The organism is Dyadobacter sp. HNCC25DJ184 (genome assembly GCF_056895215.1).
The window spans coordinates 204,061-218,620 of sequence record NZ_JBXHAQ010000009.1 but is presented as its reverse complement, the minus strand read 5'-3'; the positions used below and the strand labels follow the sequence as shown (position 1 = coordinate 218,620).

At 42.2% G+C, this 14,560-nt stretch carries 14 protein-coding genes; 5 read left to right on the top strand and 9 right to left on the bottom strand.

All coding sequences use genetic code 11. From position 1 onward, the window contains the following. Nucleotides 1–22 precede the first annotated feature (22 nt). A complete protein-coding gene (locus AC1XUD_RS15540; protein ID WP_483361942.1) occupies nt 23–505 on the bottom strand; it encodes an SUMF1/EgtB/PvdO family nonheme iron enzyme in 483 nt (160 codons plus the stop codon). A 151-nt stretch (nt 506–656) separates the two neighbouring features. Continuing rightward, a complete protein-coding gene (locus tag AC1XUD_RS15535; RefSeq protein ID WP_483361941.1) occupies nt 657–1,196 on the bottom strand; it encodes a YciE/YciF ferroxidase family protein in 540 nt (179 codons plus the stop codon). Between the two features lie 156 nt (nt 1,197–1,352). Here AC1XUD_RS15535 and AC1XUD_RS15530 point away from each other — a divergent pair, with 156 nt between their 5' ends. Beyond that, nucleotides 1,353–1,823 carry an ankyrin repeat domain-containing protein gene (locus AC1XUD_RS15530; protein ID WP_483361940.1) on the top strand — a complete coding sequence of 157 codons (471 nt, stop codon included), beginning with the start codon at nt 1,353–1,355 and terminating at the stop codon, nt 1,821–1,823. 172 nt (nt 1,824–1,995) lie between these two features. Here the strand turns inward: AC1XUD_RS15530 and AC1XUD_RS15525 are convergent, their stop codons facing one another. Further along, nucleotides 1,996–3,366 (bottom strand): Gfo/Idh/MocA family oxidoreductase, encoded by a 1,371-nt coding sequence (locus tag AC1XUD_RS15525; protein ID WP_483361939.1) that lies wholly within the window; start codon nt 3,364–3,366, stop codon nt 1,996–1,998. Nucleotides 3,367–3,471: 105 nt separating this feature from the next. Further along, nucleotides 3,472–5,709, bottom strand: coding sequence for a T9SS type A sorting domain-containing protein (locus AC1XUD_RS15520; protein ID WP_483361938.1), 2,238 nt, complete (start codon nt 5,707–5,709; stop codon nt 3,472–3,474). Between the two features lie 140 nt (nt 5,710–5,849). Here AC1XUD_RS15520 and AC1XUD_RS15515 point away from each other — a divergent pair, with 140 nt between their 5' ends. The 4 genes from AC1XUD_RS15515 (at nt 5,850) to ahcY (ending at nt 10,275) form a co-directional block, all read left to right on the top strand. Then, the gene (locus tag AC1XUD_RS15515) at nt 5,850–7,154 is read left to right on the top strand and encodes a UDP-N-acetylmuramoyl-tripeptide--D-alanyl-D-alanine ligase (protein WP_483361937.1); all 1,305 of its coding nucleotides are present in this window, start codon (nt 5,850–5,852) and stop codon (nt 7,152–7,154) included. Nucleotides 7,155–7,373: 219 nt separating this feature from the next. Then, nucleotides 7,374–7,925 (top strand): peroxiredoxin, encoded by a 552-nt coding sequence (locus AC1XUD_RS15510; RefSeq protein ID WP_483361936.1) that lies wholly within the window; start codon nt 7,374–7,376, stop codon nt 7,923–7,925. Between the two features lie 92 nt (nt 7,926–8,017). Further along, the gene (locus AC1XUD_RS15505) at nt 8,018–8,608 is read left to right on the top strand and encodes a carboxymuconolactone decarboxylase family protein (RefSeq protein WP_483361935.1); all 591 of its coding nucleotides are present in this window, start codon (nt 8,018–8,020) and stop codon (nt 8,606–8,608) included. Nucleotides 8,609–8,958: 350 nt separating this feature from the next. Then, complete coding sequence (ahcY, locus tag AC1XUD_RS15500; RefSeq protein ID WP_483361934.1) at nt 8,959–10,275, top strand: adenosylhomocysteinase; 1,317 nt, start codon at nt 8,959–8,961, stop codon at nt 10,273–10,275. A gap of 64 nt (nt 10,276–10,339) precedes the next feature. Here the strand turns inward: ahcY and AC1XUD_RS15495 are convergent, their stop codons facing one another. The 5 genes from AC1XUD_RS15495 to AC1XUD_RS15475 form a co-directional block, all read right to left on the bottom strand. Then, nucleotides 10,340–11,221 carry a mechanosensitive ion channel family protein gene (locus AC1XUD_RS15495; RefSeq protein WP_483361933.1) on the bottom strand — a complete coding sequence of 294 codons (882 nt, stop codon included), beginning with the start codon at nt 11,219–11,221 and terminating at the stop codon, nt 10,340–10,342. Between the two features lie 245 nt (nt 11,222–11,466). Then, nucleotides 11,467–12,312: an anti-sigma factor gene (locus AC1XUD_RS15490; RefSeq protein WP_483361932.1), complete on the bottom strand. Its 846-nt coding sequence runs from the start codon at nt 12,310–12,312 to the stop codon at nt 11,467–11,469. Next, on the bottom strand, nt 12,309–12,851 hold the full coding sequence (locus AC1XUD_RS15485) for an RNA polymerase sigma factor (RefSeq protein ID WP_483361931.1): 543 nt from the start codon (nt 12,849–12,851) through the stop codon (nt 12,309–12,311). Before AC1XUD_RS15485 ends, AC1XUD_RS15490 begins: the two co-directional genes overlap by 4 nt. Nucleotides 12,852–13,155: 304 nt before the next feature. Then, on the bottom strand, nt 13,156–13,884 hold the full coding sequence (gldF, locus tag AC1XUD_RS15480; RefSeq protein WP_483361930.1) for a gliding motility-associated ABC transporter permease subunit GldF: 729 nt from the start codon (nt 13,882–13,884) through the stop codon (nt 13,156–13,158). A gap of 37 nt (nt 13,885–13,921) precedes the next feature. Next, on the bottom strand, nt 13,922–14,437 hold the full coding sequence (locus tag AC1XUD_RS15475) for a DUF4199 domain-containing protein (protein ID WP_483361929.1): 516 nt from the start codon (nt 14,435–14,437) through the stop codon (nt 13,922–13,924). Nucleotides 14,438–14,560: the final 123 nt, after the last annotated feature.

Sequence of the window (14,560 nt, the reverse complement as noted above, 5' to 3'; positions counted from 1 at the left end):
AATCTTTAGCAGTTATACACTATCAAGCGCTTTTTCGGACGTCGTAAACACAGCGAAATCCAGCACCACTTTTAACGGTTTTAGTAGTTAATTTTACGAATTCAGATTCGGTTGGGAGTCGGCAGACAATTACTGTTTTGGCCAATTGATTATCAGTTCTCATTTGACTGAATGTTACCGTTTTCTTATGTGTATGAAGATAAGTCGCCACTTCGCTTTTCCATTTACAATACTCCATCGCCTGACTCCAACTGACACCTTCTACTGCCTGATCCTGATTTTTCAAATTAACGTTGCCAAGAACCCATCCCTCAGGAAGCATCGATCTTACAAATTCTTTTGAAAAACTCTCGTCCGATTTTATGAACTGAAGAAAGGCACTCCATTCCTTTTTGGAAACTGATTTTTCATCCAGTTGTGTAGATTTCGTACTAAAATCCGGTAGTATCTGAGCATTGGCATACCAGGAGCAGACAACAAACAAGGCAATGAAAATTGACTTCATGGTATGGCTGATTAGTTTGTCAAAAAACGTGGATAAGCATATTTAATTGCCCACATATGTTACCGATAACTAATTACTTGCGACAACATATTCAACCATAAAAAAAGCCGACCATCCTTTCAGACGGCCGGCTCAAAAAACCGATTATTATCTATTCTGCGCTTGCTTGCTCATTTACATAGCTTTCAGCAATCTCCGTCAGCAAATGATCTGTTTCGCCTTCCTGATCTAGCGTTACCTGAAGCAGGTCTGCTACATCACCGTGGCCGAGTGTACGGGCGATATTTCTCAACGTTCCGTAGGAGGCTATCTCATAATGTTCCACTTTTTGCGCAGCCATAATCAGCCCACAATCGCGCACCATTGTACCTTTCTCTGTGCTCGAAATAATTTCATCAGCCTCTTCGAGCAATCCTTCCATGGCGGCACATTTTTTAGCCTTGGCTTTTTCTCCCACCAAGCCAAAAATTTCTTCCAGTCTCGCTGAATGTTCCTGGGTTTCCGTGGTATGTTTCACAAACGCGGCAGCCAATTCCTCAGATGTTGTATTTTTTGACATTTTTACCAATGCCTTTTCCAAATGTTTTTCGGCCCAATAAATATCCTGAAGCCCATCAACAAATAGTTCTTTCAGCTTTTCACCGTCTTCCTCAGTGATTTTTTTTGTGGTTTTATTTTTAGTCGCTTTCATAATCAAATAAAAAGTTAAGGTTTAAAAAAGATAGTTTGCTATCAGCTTTTCATTTAAAATCCCGTGCCTCCACACAACTGTGGTACAGTTTTTACACACATCAATTATCTGATTATCAACGTATAGTCAACAACCTATAATCTTATAATATCAATAATGGAAAACCTTGATGATGTAATTATACATGCCGCCCGTCTTGGAAATACGCCTGTTTTAGAGGAAATTATCGCTAGAAACCAAGACGTAAACGTGCAGGATGAAAAAGGATATACTCCTCTTATTATTGCGTGTTACAATAACAGATTGGAAGCCGCAAAACTTCTTATTCAGGCTGGCGCGGACGTGGACGCAGCTGATTTCGGCGGCAATACTGCCTTAATGGGAGCTGCTTTTAAGGGATATGCAGATATTGCTCAATTGCTTATCGACAACGGAGCGAACCTCAATCTGCAACATGGCAATGGAGGGACAGCACTCATGTTTGCAACGATGTTTGGCAGAAACGATCTGGTGAAATTATTCCTCGGATTTGGTGCGGATACCCAGCTCACAGACACTCGTGGATTGACCGCGTTCGATCTTGCGATCCAGCAAGGTAACACGGAAGCCATTGATCTTTTAGGTTAAGCGAGGCAATTAAAGCGGATCAGACCTAAATAGTACTGAAACCGCTTTAATTGTTTCATTATTAACATTTTCCAGCAATTCAGGTTGTGGTTTCCACCTTCACTCGGGCCGGGATTATATAAAAAAAGTGACATCCTTTACATCAGACCACTGGAATCAAAGTCTTGTTAGGCTAAACTTTCCTGTAATCCGGATGGATATAAGGGGCGCGGTATGGGCGAGCCAGCAAACCGGTCGCCTCCTTGTCACCCACTATTTCCTTTTTAACAGGATCATATACTAACGAGCGACCAAGCTTCATGGACATATTAGCCAATATACAACTGGCTGTCGAGATATGTCCTTCTTCAATATCGGCTATTGGCCGGCCACCATTTTCAATTGCACCTATAAAATCCAACATATGCAAACGCGTTGCAGGGGCAGCGTTCAACTCGATACCTTTTTCATTTACATCTTCCGGATATTTCTCTTTTTCATAAATCACATCTTTGTGAATTCGTTTTTGATCTTTGCCCTCCGGTATGAAATCATAGGCCATTGTGCTTGCCCAAAGTGTCCCTTTTTCGCCATATAGCGTGAACGACCATGGATAATCCGGATTATTCGCCGTCCCCCAGGTGCGATGCTGCCAAACACAATTCAATTCATCGTATTCAAAAATCGCTGATTGTGTGTCTGATATATTCGATTTCCCTTCTTTCTGAACATATATACCTCCTGTCGAACTGATCTTTTTCGGCCAGCCCAGTTTCAACATCCAGCGGACTGTGTCAAACATATGGACGCACATATCACCGGTTATACCATTTCCATATTCCATAAAGGTTCTCCACCAGCGGATATGCGGAAGTCCGTCGTAGGGTCTTAACGGTGCCGGACCTGACCACATTTCATAGTCTAAAAATTCAGGGACTTTCTCAACCGGCGGGTTACCATTGTTGCGCATATGGTAATAACAACACATTTCAACGTGTGAAATCTTTCCCAGCAAACCTGCGTCTACAATATTTTTTTTAGCCTCGATAAGATGCGGTGTGCTTTTTCTCTGCGTGCCAACCTGCACCACTTTTTTGTATTTCCTGGCAGCGGCCACCATCGCTTCTCCCTCCATCACATCCACGCTGATCGGCTTTTGCACATATACATTCACCCCTTTTTTCACGGCATCAATCATCGGCAATGCGTGCCAATGGTCAGGTGTTCCGATTAGTACAATATCCAGTTCATTTTCAGCGAGCAACTTGTAGTAGTCAGAATACAGTTTCGGTATCTTTCCCGATTTTTGTCTTTTGCTCACCAGATCCGCAGCTTCGTTCAGCTGGTTTTTATCAACATCGCAAAGCGCGATCACCTCTACCGGCGCTACCTGAATTAATCTGAAAAGATCACTTTTCCCATACCATCCTGTACCGATCAACCCCACTCGATATGGTTTTGCAGGATTAATGATATCCATTCCCTGCGCCCCAAAAGCAGATAAAGCCAAAGCAGCCGTGGCGCCCTGCAAAAAACTACGGCGATTGATATTGAAAGTATTCATTTAGGATGAGATTAGTGAATCAATTTGAACAGCTTACAAAAGTGTTTCGGGCAACTTGTTTACTCAAACTTCAATATTGATTACCAGCTTTAAGAACCAGTTTTGCTACTTTATCAAAACCTTCTTAACCAACTTTTGGTCATTATACTGGATTTCAAATAGGTATAAACCAGTGGGCAAGTTTTTGGTTTCAATCCGATTTTCCTGATTTTTTGCGATTGAAATGTTCTTCCGCACGAGCCTTCCACTCAGATTGACAATGTTTAATAATGCATTTTCGGTGGAATAAACCGTGACAATTTCGTCTGCAGGATTGGGATATGTTTTTGCGTCAAAACCAGTAGATGGCTCAACACCGGTTATAACTACGGGAAGAATATTTGCGAAGATTCGCACGCCTCCGGCATTAGTTCCGACCGCCACGTCCGGCTTCCCGTCTTGGTTATAATCGGCTACGGAAGCATATAGATAGTTGCCCAACTCAGGTGCAGTTCCTTTTCCATTATATTTCACGAGCAAATTTTCCCGTTTTGTCCAGGCTCCAAATTCACCATCATAAAACATACGGATGCTGCCAGTATGATCAACAGTCAGCAGATCCAGTTTGCCGTCCAGATCAATATCTGCAATAACCGGAGCTACATACCGCCCTTCATAATTCACTGAAACTCCGGCGAATTGGTCTGTCTCCTGGTTAAAAGTGTATTGCTTGGAAGAACCCGTATTTTTGTAATACACAATATTCCCCTGCGGTTTGCCAACGAGCAAATCCAGATCGCCGTCTCGATCGGTATCATAGAAAAATGGCGAATCACCAATTTGTGTATCTAACATGGCAATCGTAACTGCCTCATTCAGATTTAATTGAGCTCCACCGGAAGTCGAGCGATTTGGGATATACCTGTATTCAAATTTCAAAGTAACAGGTGATATGCCTGCAAAACCCAGATCCAAAATTCCGTCTCCGTTGAAATCTGCCCATTGCGGTTTGATATTATAAATCGAAAAGGACGCCGGGATATTGAGGTAATTATCTGATTCATAATCAAATGACGGTCTGGCAGCGGTGCCGTTGTTTCTTAAAAGAATCAATTTGCCTTTAAAATCTCCGGAGCCTGCTATTCCCCCAGTTCCAATAACCATATCAAGGTCTCCGTCTCCGTCGATATCAAAAAATGAGGGAGCGGCGTTTTCACCAACATCCACCATCTGATCTTGTAAGAAGTTCTTTTGCTTAAGTTCAAAGACGGGCTTGCCATCCGTTCCATTGTTGTGATAATACCAGTTTGAGGACTGAAAATCCATCAGATTACCTTCATTGGAAGATACGTTCGGGGAAGCAATCAAATCCTTTACACCATCGAAATCGATATCCTCCATAAACACGGCCGGGAAAATCTGAAACTGAATCGGGTCCGGCACGGGATAGTTATGAGTAAAACTCGTAAAGTCGGCTGCCATGCCGGGGACCGTATTATATAGTACCGATATATGATCATTACTGATATGCCCGACCAACAAGTCCTTAAATCCATCGCCGTTAACATCATGTAATAGTATCGAATTTCCTGCATGCAGGATTTTCATTCCGGACATATCGACCACGCCACAATCGTCGCCAAAAACAAAATCGTTATTATCTCCTTTATGAAAATTCCCCCAGCATTGGCCGTTTCTGGCATAGACCGGAGCGCCAGAAGTGCCCAGACTATCAGGTACACCAAACTTTTCCATGCTCAAATTTTGATGCATCTCTATATATGTACCCGAAAAGTCGAAAGTGAGCACGTCCATATCGCCATCTCCGTCTATATCCGTAATAGCCGGAATATCTGTTCCCCCGACCTGAAGGTTCAGCGGACCTGACAATCCTTTGGTATATAGTGCATCCCTTTGAAGAACAAACTCAAATGACGTTCCCGACCTCACCTGCTGATATACCGTTATGCCCAAGGAAGTACTGGCGAAAAGGTCCTTCAACCCATCGTTATTATAGTCGGCGAGGATCATCCAGTTGTCCATATGAGGAAACTTGAGCTCATATGCAGGTGCATGCTGATACACTTTGTTCACACCGCCCACGGCAGCTTCGGCAGTGTAGGTGCTGATTTTGCTATTCGTACGGTCGAAAACCACCAAATCTTCGGTGCCGTCAAAATTGAGATCCATTTTACAAAACTGCATGGCATTTAACCCGCCCGCCCAAGGATTCAATAAATTACTTCCTCCTTTTGTCACTACAATTGCGGTGTCCGGTTTAAACCAACCGTCCTGCGCCAATGTCGGTATGATATTCCAAAGTAGTGACAAACACAAAAAGAAAGAGGTAAAGTAGATTCGCATCGTTGTTGAATAATCCGTTAATTTTGTCCCGCCTGTGTGGCAGAAACGAATAGAATATGTAAACCTAACGAAAACATATACGTTTTGATTGAGCGCAGTGACAAACTTTAATAGACTGTTTTTACAATTCCAGCTTTCATATGTTTACTTCTATCGAAGAACTTTACTCGATATACCTCAAAAATCCGTCTGTATTTACTGATACCCGTCAGGTTGTAGCGGGCGGTATCTTTTTCGCTTTGAAAGGCGATAATTTTGATGGCAACAAATATGCCGCTCAGGCGCTTGAAGGCGGAGCAAGTTTTGCCGTGGTCGACGATAACGAGGCGGTAAAAGACGACAGGTTTCTTTTGGTGGAAGATGTGCTGACGGCACTACAGGAATTGGCAAAACACCACCGTAAAACATTCGAATTTCCAGTAATCGCCCTGACCGGAAGTAACGGAAAAACGACGACTAAGGAATTGATTTCCAAGGTTGTTTCGATGAAGTACAAGACTTACGCGACAAAGGGGAATCTGAATAATCATATTGGCGTACCACTTACTTTGCTCGCCATCGATCCGAAACGTTACGAAATGGCCATTGTTGAAATGGGTGCCAATCACCAACAGGAAATCGCGATGTTATGTGGTATTGCCCAGCCGACTCACGGTTTGATCACTAATATAGGCAAAGCGCATTTGGAAGGTTTCGGCGGTGTTGCTGGGATTATGAAGGGAAAAGGTGAGCTTTTCGATTATCTGTCGAAAAAGAAGGGTACTGTTTTTGTAAATGCGACAAATGACACTGTGATGGAAATGGTGAGCAAGCGTCGCGCTTTTGGCGAGATCGTTTTTTATTGCTCCGCCTCCGGCATTATCAACCCCGAATTAATAGAAGAGTCACCCGTCGTTGTTTTCAAAACTGCCAATAAAACATCCGTTACTCATCTTCCTGGGAAATACAATTTCGATAATATATGTGCTGCCTTGGCTGTAGGAAAGTATTTTGAAGTGGAAGATGCAGACGCTTTGGAAGCTGTTTCTGGGTATACGCCGGATAACAATCGTTCTCAATTCGTTCAAAAGGGCAGCAATATGGTTCTTATGGACGCATATAACGCAAACCCGTCATCAATGGCCGCAGCGATAGACAACTTCGCCAAACTGGATGCGAAAAGAAAGATTGTCATTTTGGGAGATATGCTTGAGTTAGGTAACGAATCGGCTGTTGAACATGAAGCCTTGGGAAAACTCATCGCAGGACATTCATTTGATATCGTGATACTCGCTGGCAAGCATATGCAACATGCGCTGGCTGCACTTCCAAAGGCATACTATTTCCCTGATAAATTCTCGCTTCATAACTGGGTCATGGACAACCCGCAGGAAAATACCCATTTTCTGATTAAAGGATCACGCGGTATGGCGTTGGAAACTATCCTGGGGCTGCTTCCCGGATAAACAATTTTTATATTAATTTATAAAAATATTCATATTATCAAATTTGATGACAATATAGATAATATCTATTAATAGCGAATCATAATAGAAGAAATCAAATTCGTTGATTTGAGTCAAGTCTTTCCTTTAATAGTACCACGTGTATACTTGACAGGCAGAGCGGTCATGACTAGTTTTGTAACCAACAATAAAGTACAAAACACAGACATCAAAAAAGTTATGGCTAATAGACTGTTATCAGTAGGGTCAGTTTTCCCTGAATTTAAAAAGACTGCGGTAGTTTCTCTTGAAAAAGGAAATGAATTTTATGATATCACTTCAGACGATCATAAAAATGCTGACAAGTGGATGGTGATGTTCTGGTGGCCAAAAGACTTTACTTTTGTTTGCCCTACCGAGATCGCTGAATTCGGAAAGCATGTTGATGATTTCTCTGATCGTGATACTATTTTGATCGGTGCATCTACTGACAGTGAGTTCGTTCACCTGGCATGGCGCAAGAACCACGACGATCTTCGTGATCTTCGTTTCCCTATGCTTGCTGACACTTCCAAGTCTCTTGCGGAAGAATTGGGTATTCTTGAAGCAAACGAAAAAATCGCTTACCGTGTAACATATATCGTTGATCCACAAGGAATTATTCGTTGGGTAAGCGTAAATGACCTTTCAGTAGGACGTAACGTAGGAGAAGTTATCCGTGTATTGGATGCACTTCAAACTGACGAACTTTGCCCATGTAACTGGCAAAAAGGAGAAGCAACTTTGGCATAAGCCAGGTAGCCTCTCCGGCTTTAAAAGACTTTCCAGATTATCGCGATCTGGAAAGTCTACAATGCTCTCACCAATTCCAATCTCCAAAAATCATGTATCCATTTGCAACAACAGGGAGTACCAAAGACTCGCTGTATAAAGAAAATAATTTGCCTTCGGATTTCGAAAGCGTATTAATCGACAAGCTTGCAGCACTTGATCACCGCTATTTAAAAGACCTGAAAATCAATCTTGGAAACGTTTTGAAATCTCAAAACATCGCAAGAAAAGAGTCTTTACTGATAGCCTTGTCTGTTGCTGTAAATGAAAAAAATACAACTTTAATAACTGCTATCGAAGAACTGGCCGTCAATGAAGGAGCTGACGAAAAAGAATTGGCAGAAGTTACTGCTTGTGTGTCTTTGATGAACGCAAATAACGTATTCTACCGTTTCCGTCACTTCATGGACAAGGAATATTACAATACTGCACCGGCAGGAATCAAAATGAGTATAATGGTGAATCCGGTTTTGGGAAAAGAATTCTTTGAATTGCTAAGCCTTGTTGTTTCGTCTCTAAACGGTTGCGAAATGTGCGTGACTTCACACGAACAATCGGTATTAAACCACGGCGGAAGCCAGGCAAGAATCTTTGACGCAGTTCGTATCGGGGCGATTTTTAAGAGTTTTGCAGTGCTGATTTAACTTCAGCCTTCGGCAGTCGGCTTTCGGCTCAGAGCAACCTTAATCTGGTCGCTTTGAGCCGATTTGTATTATAACGGTGTCCCCAAATCAAGAAAACCGTATATCGTCACTAATCTATTAATGATCGACCATCTGATAGCCGAAGTTCGTCTGCCGAAGCTCCACGACAAAATATCTACTTCCAACTGCCTCACTTCTAATAATCACTCCCCATATCTGAGATAACAGGCATACAGAGATAAATTATCTAAATTTTAGATAGAATCCGGAATTAGTATCTACTAATATTCCCTTGCCTAGTTTTTATAGTTATTTTTGCCACAAATAGGAATCACTATAAACTTATAAATATGGCAACGTCCACAGAAACGTACATTCCGTACAAAGTAAAAGACATATCGTTGGCTGAATGGGGTCGTAAAGAAATTACCCTTGCGGAGGCTGAAATGCCGGGCTTGATGTCAATCCGTGCAGAATATGGCCCTTCTCAACCTTTGAAAGGAGCGCGTGTCGCAGGATGTCTGCACATGACCATCCAAACTGCCGTTTTGATCGAAACGTTAACAGCTTTGGGAGCTGATGTTACCTGGTCTTCTTGTAACATTTTCTCAACTCAGGATCACGCAGCAGCGGCTATCGCAGCAGCTGGAATTCCGGTTTACGCATGGAAGGGGATGAACGAAGAAGAATTTAACTGGTGTATCGAGCAAACTTTGTTTTTCGGAGAAGAGCGCGCACCACTTAATATGATATTAGACGATGGTGGTGACCTCACCAACATGGTTTTCGACGAATATCCTGAATTGATCGAAGGCATCAAGGGGCTGTCGGAAGAAACTACAACTGGTGTTCACCGTCTATACGAGCGTTACAAAAACGGAACTTTGCACTTGCCTGCAATCAACGTTAACGACTCAGTTACGAAATCTAAATTTGACAACAAATATGGCTGCCGTGAATCGCTTGTAGATTCTATCCGTCGCGCAACTGACTTGATGCTTGCTGGTAAAGTTGCAGTAGTAGCAGGTTATGGTGACGTGGGTAAAGGTTCTGCCGAATCATTAAGAGGAGCTGGTTGCCGTGTTTTGGTTACTGAAATCGATCCAATCTGCGCACTTCAGGCTGCAATGGACGGATACGAAGTGGTAACTATGGACGAAGCTGTACCTCGTGCAAATATCTTCGTCACTGCAACAGGAAACTACAAGATCATTACTGATCGTCACTTCCTGAACATGCGTGACAAAGCTGTAGTTTGTAACATTGGTCACTTCGACAATGAAATCGATATGGCTTGGTTGAACAAAACATATGGCGACACGAAGTCTCAGATCAAACCACAAGTTGATATCTATTCTGTTGAAGGAAAGGATATTATCGTGTTGGCGGAAGGTCGCTTGGTTAATCTTGGTTGCGCAATGGGTCACCCATCATATGTGATGTCATGCTCGTTCTCGAACCAGACGCTTGCTCAGCTTGAACTTTGGACTAATACAGCTGCCTACGAGAAAAAGGTATATGTGCTTCCAAAAGTATTGGATGAAAAAGTAGCTGCTTTGCACCTGGCTCACGTAGGAGCGAAACTGGATATCCTTTCTGATGAACAAGCGGCTTATATCGGTGTTTCCACAGAAGGCCCATTCAAAGGTGAAACTTACCGTTACTGAGAAGTTTCGAATATTCTGATATCAAAAAAACTCCTGATCGCTCAGGAGTTTTTTTGTACCCAATTTATTCAGCGGCGTGAGATTGCTGATGGTCCGGTTCTTTAATAGGCACATATTCCAGTGTCCGAACCGGAAATGGAATTGAAATTTTATTTGCATCAAATGCAGTTTTTATCGCCTTGATAGCCGCGCTCTTTGCTGGCCCAGGTCCCGTTTTATCCTGATCAATCCAGAATTGAATCTGAAAATCAATGCTACTGTCGCCAAATTTGGTATAGTTAAATTCCACGACACGTGTTTTACTCAAAAAATCGAGCGAACGAACCGCGGCTAGCGCAACCTGTTCCGAAACCGTTAAATCTGTATTGTAATCGACGCCACAATCTACCGTGACCCGTCGCTCACCTGTGAAGGAATAGTTCGTTATAGGCTTCTGAAATATATCCTTACTAGGAAGTTCAACCTGTTGTCCGGCAAAATTGTCCAGTGTTACAGACCGTAGATTAATGGATTTTACTTTCCCCATAAATCCGTTCGTCTCAATAATATCACCCACTTTAATCGGCCGTTGAATCGCTATGAAGGCTCCGGAAATGAAGTTGGTAGTCAAATCCTGAAAGGCAAAACCTACGGCCAAAGCCAAAACTCCCGCCCCTGCCAGAAGTGAGGCAACTGTTTTCTCCAGACCCAATATACCTAACGCAAAAAACAATCCGATAACAGCAATGACAATGCGGGTGAGTGCTGACAAAAGGCTGACCAACGCTTCATTACTTGAAATCCTCGTCAAAAAACGACCAACAAGTTTGCTCCCGTAATTGGCCAAAAATCTGAACCCGATCATCAAAATACACGCCGCTATCAGGTTCGGGAAAATCTTAATACCTGAGTCCAGCCACTCATCTATTTTTAATATTATTGGATCGACGATCCTGGATAACTTCATCAATATCATCTCAATAACCATTTATCAACTCCTAACTCTACCTGTTTTTTAAATATAAATCCTGCAAAAGCTGCATAAATACAACGTATAATATCTTAAATGTTGTTCCATTTTTCGAATCTTACGCGCTTCATTTTTGAAATTTAGACGAAATGTACTCCAGCTTAATGACATGGATTCAAAAAAAGAAGAGCGGATTTTGTAGATCCGCTCTCCCTATATAACATTCTATGTTAACTCATTTGTTAAACGCTTCCCATCACAAACATCTGGTCCATGGTAGGAACCGGGCTTCCCCCTTCTTTTTCCAACGTAATTGCAAATGCAACCGGACCGGCCTTAGTTTGTTTCATTTTAAGAATCTTGCCCTCATACTCGCTGTCAAGCATCCCAATATCTACCGGAGTTCCATTTACAATACTCCATAACTGATATTGTTTGCCGGCAGGAGGCTTGGGCAGATTGTGCACATCCAGCATCACATCATTCGTATTCACATCCCAAAGTGCAGTGACTGCGCTTTGCGGGGATTTTTCAAGCCCCTTCAGCTGAATTACTTTCATGGCAGGATTGCGATATACCTGTGCAACCTGATTGGTATAATCCATTTCCTTTTTCAACGTATCAATACGCTCTGCCATCCGGCTGGCTTCCGCTTTCATCGTATTGATCTTATTCGCATGCCATCCTAGAAGCAAGGCCAACACAACCGACGCAGCTGCAGCGAATTTGGCCCACATAGGCGTAATTACTGTTGTGCGCTCCAATACTGTTGAGTCCAAACGGCGCTCAATCACTGGTTCTGGAGAAATTTCGTTCTCGGTCAATTCTTCCGCTTCTTCCTCACTTGCTTTTGGTAACTCTCCTCCAAACGTCATTTTCCCGAAGATCGAATCTTTCAATCCAGCCGGCGGTTCTGTTCGGTGTCGTAAAGCATATTCCTCCAAAGCCATTTCAGTACGTAACAATTCTTCCTTTATTTCAGGATAAATATGTGACATACACTCTACCTCCTGTTTCTCCTGCGTAGAAACAATGCCCAAGACATATTCTTCCAATATTCCAGACTCTATGTAAGCTTGGATATTCATACTTCAAAGTATTGTTTTAACTCTTGAATAGCTGTTCTGATCCGCGACTTAACTGTCCCCAATGGTATATTGAGCTGATCCGATATCTCCTCATGTGTGAAACCCTGAAAATATGCCAGATCTATCAATACTTTTCTCTCCGGTCTAAGCAAATCAATGACTGCTTTTAGCTCCGTCGATCCAGTGTGATGATAGTCACTTTCGTCAGGTTCATTTTGCGCTACCGGATCATGAATATCATTCATCACCGGTTTTCTCCCCTCCATTCTCACTGCATCAATCGCAGAATTCCGCGCAATGTTCATGAGCCAGGTAAACAATCTACCTTTCTCAGGATTATAGGATGCAATATTCTTCCATATTTTCAGAAACGATTCCTGTAATACATCTGCCGCTCTTTCTCCGTCCTTAACAGTCTTTGAGATAATATTAAACAGGGCTCCGGAATAATGGTCGTACAGGAATTCAAAAGCGACCCTCTCATTTCGTTTGAGAGCGGCCACCAATTCCTCTTCCGAGTATTTTAGCTTACCAGTCACCAGATGCTGCTTATTACTGTGTAGTTTTTCGATTATTAGCAAGCTAATAAAATTTCCGTTCCACTCTGTTAAATCGCCATAATTATTTGATTGGTACCTTAAAGAGGGCCTGAACAACCGTCGTGACGGTTGCAAAATTAAATACGAATTATGTGCGAGATCTATCATCATCATTTGTCGCGTTCTTTTGTTTATATACGAACAAAATCAGACGTTTAGATTGAATAAGAGTTTATGAGCGGAAAAGATTTTTGGCGATCCCCGTAAATTTAGCCCTGAGCCACATCATAGGGAAATATGCGAACTAGTTTTGCATAGACTTGATCCGCCATAATGTAAGAAAAATAAAAAACGTGATCAGACTGACTAGATAAATCACATTCCGTGAGTCGATTAAACCTTTACCGAGCGAACGATATTGTTCATCCAAAGCAAGTCCACTGGTAATCTGGGCCATGATACCGCTCCCGAACAGACTAGAAACAGATCCAAAACCAATGTAAAAAACAAACGAGATAAATATGCCCAAGATGAAGGCGACAATCTGATTGCTGTTTAGTGAGGAAGTAAATATTCCGATCGACACGACCACGCCACTGTATAAAACAAGTCCCAAATAAGATCCGAAAACGCCAGCCGAATCTATATTACCCTTCGGGTTTCCTAGTTCAAACAAACTAAAATAATAAAGAGCTGTCGGCAATAGCATCAATATCACCAATAGCCAGTTGGCGAAAAATTTCCCCAGTATCAGATCCCGCCTGAGCAAAGGCTTGGTAAGCAATAGTTCGAGTGTACCATTTCTGATTTCCTCTGAAAATGACCTCATGGTAATCGCCGGAATCAGGAACAGCAACACATATGGTGTCAGGTAAAAAAAGGAAGCCAGGTCGGCATATCCATAGTCCAGCACGTTTGAATCCGGAAAAACCCATACGATCAACCCTACCGACGTCAAAAATACCGCCATCACAATATAGGCGATGAGCGAATTGAAAAACGACCCAATTTCCTTTTGAAAAATTGCTAACACTTCCAGCGTATTTAAAGAATCTAAAGCAATATAAGACCTATTCGAACACCGGCTTTTCCTTACGGATGATCAAAGAAATAATTAATGACAGAATAACGCCCATTAGGAGATAACCCACCAGTCCAATTATGAACATAATTCCGGGAGACATGAATTTTTGAGACAATTCCATGGCTTGGTCAATTTGGGCGTCGTCCATGCCTTTTGCTTCCATATCCGCTCTGGCTTTGTCCAGGGCTTGAGACAAAATAGTATTGTCAATAAACTGCATATAAAACATGCCAAATGCCGACCCCAACAATCCCATAATGGCAGATATCAAAGCTCCAACCCCTATGCCTTCGCCATAAGACATAAAGCCATGATTCTGTTCTTTGAAATTCCTCATCCCCAAAACGATCGCAACGATAAGAATCACGAAGGTCAAGGACGAAAGTGTTTTATTTTGTGACAGTCCGGCAACATTAAGAATCGTCGTGTAAATCATAATCACGACAGAAAACAAAACGCCGTATTTAAGCGCAACTCTGGCAGTAGAAACTTTTTCTTCCATTTTTTTAGCGGTTAGATGTTAGTGGTCAGGTATTAGTTTTTGATGGATTCAACATCAAAACCATTTTGGATTTATCAACTATCGAAATATCATGTCAGCTATTAACGAGCATCATGTCTTCCC